This window comes from Vibrio sp. 2096 (genome assembly GCF_033339595.1).
GTDB lineage: Bacteria > Pseudomonadota > Gammaproteobacteria > Enterobacterales > Vibrionaceae > Vibrio > Vibrio alginolyticus.
In genome coordinates, this window is the sequence record NZ_JAWOUX010000005.1 from 74,981 (window position 1) to 82,529 (window position 7,549).

Annotated in this window: 6 protein-coding genes and 4 tRNA genes; all 10 read left to right on the forward strand. The window is 45.2% G+C overall.

Annotated features, from left to right (window positions below):
* The 10 genes from pncC (at window position 1) to R7Q41_RS11605 (ending at window position 7,549) form a co-directional block, all read left to right on the forward strand.
* Window positions 1–483, forward strand: a complete 483-nt coding sequence (gene pncC / locus R7Q41_RS11560; RefSeq protein ID WP_005383794.1) for a nicotinamide-nucleotide amidase — start codon at window positions 1–3, stop codon at window positions 481–483.
* A 200-nt stretch (window positions 484–683) separates the two neighbouring features.
* On the forward strand, window positions 684–1,727 hold the full coding sequence (gene recA, locus R7Q41_RS11565; protein ID WP_005380874.1) for a recombinase RecA: 1,044 nt from the start codon (window positions 684–686) through the stop codon (window positions 1,725–1,727).
* A 127-nt stretch (window positions 1,728–1,854) separates the two neighbouring features.
* Window positions 1,855–2,322, forward strand: a complete 468-nt coding sequence (gene recX / locus R7Q41_RS11570) for a recombination regulator RecX (RefSeq protein WP_017633543.1) — start codon at window positions 1,855–1,857, stop codon at window positions 2,320–2,322.
* A gap of 142 nt (window positions 2,323–2,464) precedes the next feature.
* A complete protein-coding gene (gene alaS / locus R7Q41_RS11575; protein WP_132936929.1) occupies window positions 2,465–5,047 on the forward strand; it encodes an alanine--tRNA ligase in 2,583 nt (860 codons plus the stop codon).
* Between the two features lie 211 nt (window positions 5,048–5,258).
* Window positions 5,259–6,446, forward strand: a complete 1,188-nt coding sequence (locus tag R7Q41_RS11580; protein ID WP_005383803.1) for an aspartate kinase — start codon at window positions 5,259–5,261, stop codon at window positions 6,444–6,446.
* Between the two features lie 92 nt (window positions 6,447–6,538).
* Window positions 6,539–6,736 carry a carbon storage regulator CsrA gene (csrA, locus tag R7Q41_RS11585; RefSeq protein ID WP_004415691.1) on the forward strand — a complete coding sequence of 66 codons (198 nt, stop codon included), beginning with the start codon at window positions 6,539–6,541 and terminating at the stop codon, window positions 6,734–6,736.
* Between the two features lie 334 nt (window positions 6,737–7,070).
* Window positions 7,071–7,162, forward strand: a tRNA-Ser gene (locus R7Q41_RS11590).
* 31 nt (window positions 7,163–7,193) lie between these two features.
* Window positions 7,194–7,270: transfer RNA gene (locus R7Q41_RS11595), tRNA-Arg, on the forward strand.
* Between the two features lie 29 nt (window positions 7,271–7,299).
* Window positions 7,300–7,391, forward strand: a tRNA-Ser gene (locus R7Q41_RS11600).
* Window positions 7,392–7,476: 85 nt separating this feature from the next.
* A tRNA-Arg gene (locus R7Q41_RS11605) sits at window positions 7,477–7,549 on the forward strand.

Here is a 7,549-nt window from a genome sequence, read left to right on the forward strand (position 1 = left end):
ATGGAAAAAACAACAAAATTGAGTGCCGATTTAGGCGCATTATTGGCTAAACACGGGCATGTTTTAACAACCGCAGAATCATGCACAGGTGGTGGTGTTGCAACCGCCATTACTGACATTGCTGGTAGTTCAGCTTGGCTTGACCGTGCGTTCGTCACCTACAGTAATGAAGCGAAAATGGAGATGCTTGGTGTGCAAGCTTCAACGTTAGAAGCGCATGGTGCAGTGAGTGAGCCAGTTGTGATTGAAATGGTACAGGGTGCAATTAAAAACTCAAATGCCACCATCGGTGTATCCATCAGTGGTATTGCAGGGCCGGGTGGTGGCAGTGAAGAGAAACCAGTCGGTATGGTCTGCTTTGCTTTTGCTGATAACCAAAGTTGGCAGCAAGTAGAAACCATGCATTTCTCTGGTGACCGTGCAGAAGTTCGCAAAAAAGCGGTCGAGCACGCGTTGACTCAATTGTATCAACATCTGCTCTAGAATTTCTTAACTTGTTTTAGCCCAGCATTGATAAGGGCTAGAGCAAATCATGACTTTAGGTCAGCCAAATTTTTTTCATACAGGTATGGACACTGTATGAATCAACAGTATAATAACTTTCATTGCTGAGCAGTTCTTCTGCTTAAGAAAAATGAATTACTATTCGTCGCCCAAAGAAGATGAATAAATCGGAGAAAGTAATGGACGAGAACAAACAGAAAGCGCTCGCCGCTGCGCTAGGTCAAATTGAAAAGCAATTCGGTAAAGGCTCTATCATGCGCCTTGGTGATAACCGCGCAATGGACGTAGAAACCATCTCAACGGGTTCTCTTTCTCTTGATATCGCTTTGGGTGCTGGTGGTCTACCAATGGGTCGTATCGTAGAAATCTACGGCCCAGAATCTTCAGGTAAAACAACATTAACGCTTGAGCTTATTGCTGCTGCGCAACGTGAAGGCAAAACTTGTGCGTTTATCGATGCAGAGCACGCTCTAGATCCTGTATACGCGAAGAAACTTGGCGTAGATATCGATGCATTGCTAGTTTCTCAGCCAGACACAGGTGAGCAAGCGCTAGAGATCTGTGACGCACTTGCACGTTCTGGTGCTATCGATGTTATGGTTGTCGACTCTGTTGCAGCGCTAACACCGAAAGCAGAAATCGAAGGCGAAATGGGCGATAGCCACATGGGTCTGCAAGCACGTATGCTTTCTCAAGCAATGCGTAAGCTAACGGGTAACCTAAAGCAGTCTAACTGTATGTGTATCTTCATCAACCAAATCCGTATGAAGATTGGTGTGATGTTTGGTAACCCAGAAACAACAACAGGTGGTAACGCACTTAAGTTCTACGCTTCTGTTCGTCTAGATATCCGTCGTACTGGCGCAATCAAAGAAGGTGACGAAGTCGTAGGTAACGAAACGCGCATCAAAGTTGTTAAGAATAAGATTGCAGCACCATTTAAAGAAGCAAACACACAAATCATGTACGGCCAAGGCTTTAACCGCGAAGGTGAACTTGTCGATCTAGGTGTGAAGCACAAGTTAGTTGAAAAAGCCGGTGCTTGGTATAGCTACAATGGCGATAAGATTGGTCAAGGTAAAGCGAATGCGTGTAACTACCTGCGTGAGCATCCTGAAGTGGCTAAAACTATCGATACAAAACTGCGTGAAATGTTGCTAGCGCCAGCACTTGCGGAAGCGCCTGAAGCTGGTGAAGCGCCAGAGCAAGCTGAAGAGTTTTAATCTCTCATAGATTAATAAATGACAAAGCCCTGCAATGCGGGGCTTTGTTGTATCTATTGAAATCAAAAATCGAATTATCACAAAGGCCATTGAGAGCCTGTACAGCAAAAATACTTTTAGGATCATCATGTACCAAAAACGCCAGGCGCCGACATTATCGAGCAAAGAGGCTGCTATCCAATTGCTTAGCCGTCGCGATCATGGTCAGTATGAGCTTTACCAAAAATTATCGATGAAGGGCTATGAAGAATCAGACATCGACATCGCAATTAATTTTTGCCTAGACCATAACTATTTAGATGATTTACGTTACGCGAAGAGTCAAATTAGACAGCATGTATACAAAGGACATGGAGAGCGTCGAATTCGTCAAGAGTTAAACCAGAAGCGTGTTGCGGAGTCGGTGATTGAGCAAGCTATGGCTGAAGAGCCGCAAGATTGGTTTGAACTGGCTAAACAGGCGGCAGAAAAGAAATTCAAAGGTATTAAAGCCAAAGACCAAAAAGAGTACGCAAAACAAGTTCGTTTTCTGCAATATCGTGGCTACAGTTTTGACCAAATCAGCTACGCGCTGAGCTTTGAGGACGAAGATTAACGGTCAGTCGTCCGCACTGATTTTTGTTTTGCTTCAAATTTTTTCTCCTACTCCCTCTTTTCCTCAAGAAAACTAGTCTCAGCTGTTTGCATGATCTACAATACGGCAAAATTCTAACTCGACTATTTTCAGGAAGAGCTGCATGTACATGAGCACTGATGAGGTTCGTAACGCGTTCCTCAAGTTCTTTGAGAGCAAAGGACACCAAATCGTAGAAAGTTCATCGTTAGTTCCACATAACGACCCAACCCTGCTGTTCACAAACGCAGGTATGAACCAATTTAAAGATTGTTTCTTAGGCTTAGAAAAACGAGCCTACACTCGAGCGACTACGGCTCAGCGTTGCGTACGTGCTGGTGGTAAACATAACGACCTAGAAAATGTTGGCTTTACTGCTCGTCACCACACATTCTTTGAAATGTTAGGCAACTTCAGCTTTGGCGATTACTTCAAAGAAGATGCGATCTCCTTTGCTTGGGAATTCCTAACCGAAGTTCTTAAACTGCCAGCGGATCGTTTATTGGTAACTGTTTACGAAACCGATGACGAAGCGTTTGACATCTGGAACAAGAAAGTTGGCGTACCCGCTGATCGTATTGTTCGCATTGGTGATAAAGAAGGCGGCAAGCCGTACGAGTCTGATAACTTCTGGCAAATGGGCGACACTGGCCCTTGTGGTCCATGTACTGAAATCTTCTACGATCACGGTGAGCACATCTGGGGTGGCCGTCCTGGCACGCCTGAAGAAGATGGTGACCGTTTCATCGAGATCTGGAACAACGTATTCATGCAGTTCAACCGTCACGCAGACGGGACTATGGAACCGCTACCAAAACCATCGGTAGATACTGGTATGGGTATCGAGCGTATCTCTGCAATCATGCAGGGCGTTCACTCAAACTACGAAATCGATGTATTCCAAGCTCTTATCAAAGCAGCAGCAGAAGTGATCGGTTACGAAGACCTATCAAACCAATCACTACGCGTTATCGCTGACCACATCCGTTCATGTTCATTCCTGATCGTGGATGGCGTTATGCCTTCAAACGAAGGTCGAGGTTACGTATTACGCCGTATCATCCGTCGCGCAGTTCGTCACGGTAACAAGCTGGGCGCACAAGGTGCATTCTTCCACAAGTTGGTTGGCGTTCTAGCTGACATCATGGGTACGGCTGGTGAAGAGCTGAAGCGTCAACAAGCTGTGGTTGAAAAAGTACTGCGTATCGAAGAAGAAAACTTTGGTCGTACACTTGAGCGCGGTATGGCGATTCTAAACGAAGCATTAGATAACCTAGACGGTAAAGTACTGGACGGCGAAACCGTATTTAAACTTTACGACACTTATGGCTTCCCAGCTGACTTAACTAACGACGTTGCACGTGAGCGTGAGTTCGCAATCGACGAAGAAGGTTTTGAGAAAGCGATGGAAGAACAGCGTCAACGTGCGCGTGAAGCGGGTAACTTCGGTACTGACTACAACGCAGCAATCAAAGTTGATACGCAAACAGAATTCTGTGGTTACACAGGTACTAAAGGCTCTAGTTCTGTAGCAGCGATGTTCGTTGAAGGCAACGAAGTAGATTCACTATCTGCGGGCGACAAAGCAATCATCGTACTTGGTGAAACACCATTTTACGCAGAGTCAGGCGGTCAGTGTGGTGACGCTGGTGAAATCCGTACTGAGTCTGGTGTATTCCACGTTGAGGACACTCAAAAACTAGGTAACGCAATCGCGCACCACGGTGTAATGGCAGAAGGCGTTCTAGCGAAAGGTGATGAAGTAGCAACTATCGTTGACGCAGAGCGTCGCGCAGCTATCTCTCTAAACCACTCAGCAACGCACTTGCTACACGCAGCACTACGCCAAGTTTTAGGTGAGCACGTAACGCAGAAAGGCTCATTGGTGAAGGCAGACAACCTACGTTTCGACTTCTCGCATCTAGAAGCCGTAACCGCAGCAGAGTTGAAAGAAGTTGAGCGCCTAGTTAACGCGCAAATTCGTCGCAACCACACGATTGAAACCAACGTGATGGACATTGAGTCTGCTAAGAAGAAAGGCGCAATGGCTCTATTCGGCGAGAAGTACGACGACGAAGTACGCGTACTATCTATGGGCGACTTCTCGACAGAGCTTTGCGGTGGTATTCACGCATCAAGCACAGGTGATATTGGCCTATTCAAAATCACTTCAGAAAGCGGCATTGCTGCAGGTATTCGACGTATTGAGGCGGTAACAGGCGAGGCTGCATTAGACGCGATTGAAGCTCAAAACGCGAAGTACGAAGAGAAACTGGCAGAATCTGCACAGAAAGCAAAAGCGCTAGAGAAAGAAGTGCAGAAGCTAAAAGATAAGATGGCGGCAGCAGAAAGCGCTAACATCATGGGCAAAGCGGTTGAAGTCAATGGTACAAAAGTTCTAGTCGCAGCTCTTGAAGGCGCTGACAGCAAGAACCTACGTACTATGGTTGATGACATCAAGAACCAAATGGGGTCTGGTGTCGTACTGCTTGCTAACGTAACAGGTGACAAGGTTGGCCTGATTGCTGGTGTGACTAAAGATCTAACTGGTAAAGTAAAAGCTGGTGATCTAGTTAAGATGATTGCTGAGCAAGTCGGTGGTAAGGGCGGTGGTCGTCCTGACATGGCTCAAGCTGGTGGTACTGATGTAGCCGCACTACCAGAGGCAATTAAAACAGTTCAGCCTTGGTTAGAAGAGCGCTTATAAGCTTTTAACTACTAAAATTACGCTCAATCAAGTTTCTTTGATTGAGCGTAATTTTTTTAGCAGCCAAGTGGTTTAATTGACCAAAAGTTAACCGAGTCATTTAGGCTATTTGGTTTTTGTTGTAACTACTGCTTATATAATTTTTCTAAAAGGAAATACTGACGATGTAAGCAGTTCTAAAGAGACTTCGGTCTTGGGAAGGTGAAGACTGGTGAAAAAGCCCCTTATCGTGCAAAAGTTTGGCGGAACCTCCGTGGGTTCAATTGAAAGAATCCACCAAGTTGCTGAACACATCATTAAGGCGAAAAATGATGGCAATCAAGTTGTTGTTGTCGTGTCTGCAATGTCAGGCGAAACAAACAGACTGATGGACCTCGCTAAACAGATAGATAGCGTGCCTACAGCTCGAGAACTTGATGTTTTGCTCTCTGCTGGTGAGCAAGTGTCAATGGCACTGTTAGCAATGACACTCAATAAATTGGGTCATGCTGCACGCTCGCTTACCGGAGCACAGGCGAATATTGTGACGGATAATCAACACAATGACGCAACGATTAAACACATTGATACTAAGACAATTCTGGGATTGCTTGAGCAAGACCAAATCGTGATTGTTGCAGGCTTTCAAGGTGTGAATGAGAACGGGGATATCACCACATTAGGTCGAGGTGGCTCAGATACGAGCGCAGTGGCACTGGCAGGCGCATTGCGCGCTGATGAGTGTCAAATCTTTACCGACGTTGATGGTATTTATACTTGTGACCCACGTGTAGTGAAAAACGCGCGAAAATTGGCGGTTATCGATTTTCCTTCCATGGAAGCGATGGCAAGCCGAGGCGCGAAAGTATTACATTTACCTTCAGTGCAATTTGCATGGAAGAATAATGTGCCACTGCGCGTGCTTTCGACATTTGATGTTAATGAAGGCAGTCTGGTAAAGGGGGAGTTAGGCAATCAAGCCGTCTCTGGTATAGCCATTCAACGTGACCTTGCCATAATCGAAGTCGATAAAGAACATTTATCTAGTGCTACAAAACAATGTCAGATGTTGGGTATCGACATTTGGAATGTGATCGAGGAAACAGAACGGGCAGGTATCATGATAAAACAAGATGCATGTGCCAAGTTCGATCTGGTGTTCAGCGACAAAATCCGTAATAGTGAAGTGGTAAGCCTGTTGACCGCAGTGGGGCTTGAGGCCAATGGAATGGTAGAGCACGCATGCGATTTGTTGGCAAAGCGAGATATTGAGATCAATTTCAGCGCAACGAATGCACTCACTATGATGCTAGTTTTAGCACCCGAATGTGTGGATACAGCAGCAAACATTCTGCATGATGCTTACATTACGTCTAGTGAAGCATTAAACATTCAACAAAAACATGCCTTTTTAGGCTGATTTTCGCTAACAAGGTAGTTTACGAAAATATAACTTTTGTTGGATAATAGCTTTGTAGCAAGAAAATTTAGAGATTACTCAAGGAGCAAAGAATGCTAATTTTGACTCGCCGCGTAGGCGAAACACTGATGATTGGTGATGAAGTGACTGTAACTGTACTAGGTGTTAAAGGTAACCAAGTGCGTATCGGCGTTAACGCTCCGAAAGAGGTTTCAGTTCACCGTGAAGAAATCTACATGCGCATTCAAGCTGAAAAAGGCAATGGCAACGTTGCTTCAGGTAACTACTAAGTCGCTCCTGTTTACAGAGCTTAGTTTGAATGAAAAAGGCTAACCGAAGGGTTGGCCTTTTTAGTTTTTACTGTTTTTGAAAATTTGCAGAAACTATTGTGTTGAGTATGGCTGTGAATTCATCAATAATATTGATTCGAACTTCAGAAAGTTATTTGAAAATAAATGTCTTTTTTTCAGAGAAGACTCTCTTTTTTTCATCATAATAGAGTGATAAAGTTCGTTTAATAGTCACTTTGATTAAATCAGCAACGGTTAAGCCAGTTTCGTAGATTTTTTCAAAGAAAGTGTTTGACATATTTTCGGTAAAACGTAATATGTGCCTCCGCAAGACGGTGAGGTGGCCGAGAGGCTGAAGGCGCTCCCCTGCTAAGGGAGTATACGGTTTATCCCGTATCGAGGGTTCGAATCCCTCCTTCACCGCCATTCTTGCAACGTTGATTTATCAACAAAAAGTGCGTCCTTAGCTCAGCTGGATAGAGTACCTGGCTACGAACCAGGCGGTCGGAGGTTCGAATCCTCCAGGACGCGCCATATCTCTTTTGAGATATAACAATGAAAACGGTGAGGTGGCCGAGAGGCTGAAGGCGCTCCCCTGCTAAGGGAGTATACGGTTTATCCCGTATCGAGGGTTCGAATCCCTCCTTCACCGCCATTCATTGACTGGCCCGATGGCCTTTTTTTTGTTTCGTAAGAAATGAATGTGATTTACTTCACAACTTCTTAGCAAGAAGATCTGCGCGTCCTTAGCTCAGCTGGATAGAGTACCTGGCTACGAACCAGGCGGTCGGAGGTTCGAATCCTCCAGGACGC

Bases quoted from the DNA above. Each gene is read 5' to 3' on its own strand.
- alaS (WP_132936929.1), top strand. From the start codon at position 2,465: ATGTACATGAGCACTGATGAGGTTCGTAACGCGTTCCTCAAGTTCTTT.
- pncC (WP_005383794.1), top strand. From the start codon at position 1: ATGGAAAAAACAACAAAATTGAGTGCCGATTTAGGCGCATTATTGGCT.
- csrA (WP_004415691.1), top strand. From the start codon at position 6,539: ATGCTAATTTTGACTCGCCGCGTAGGCGAAACACTGATGATTGGTGAT.
- recX (WP_017633543.1), top strand. From the start codon at position 1,855: ATGTACCAAAAACGCCAGGCGCCGACATTATCGAGCAAAGAGGCTGCT.
- recA (WP_005380874.1), top strand. From the start codon at position 684: ATGGACGAGAACAAACAGAAAGCGCTCGCCGCTGCGCTAGGTCAAATT.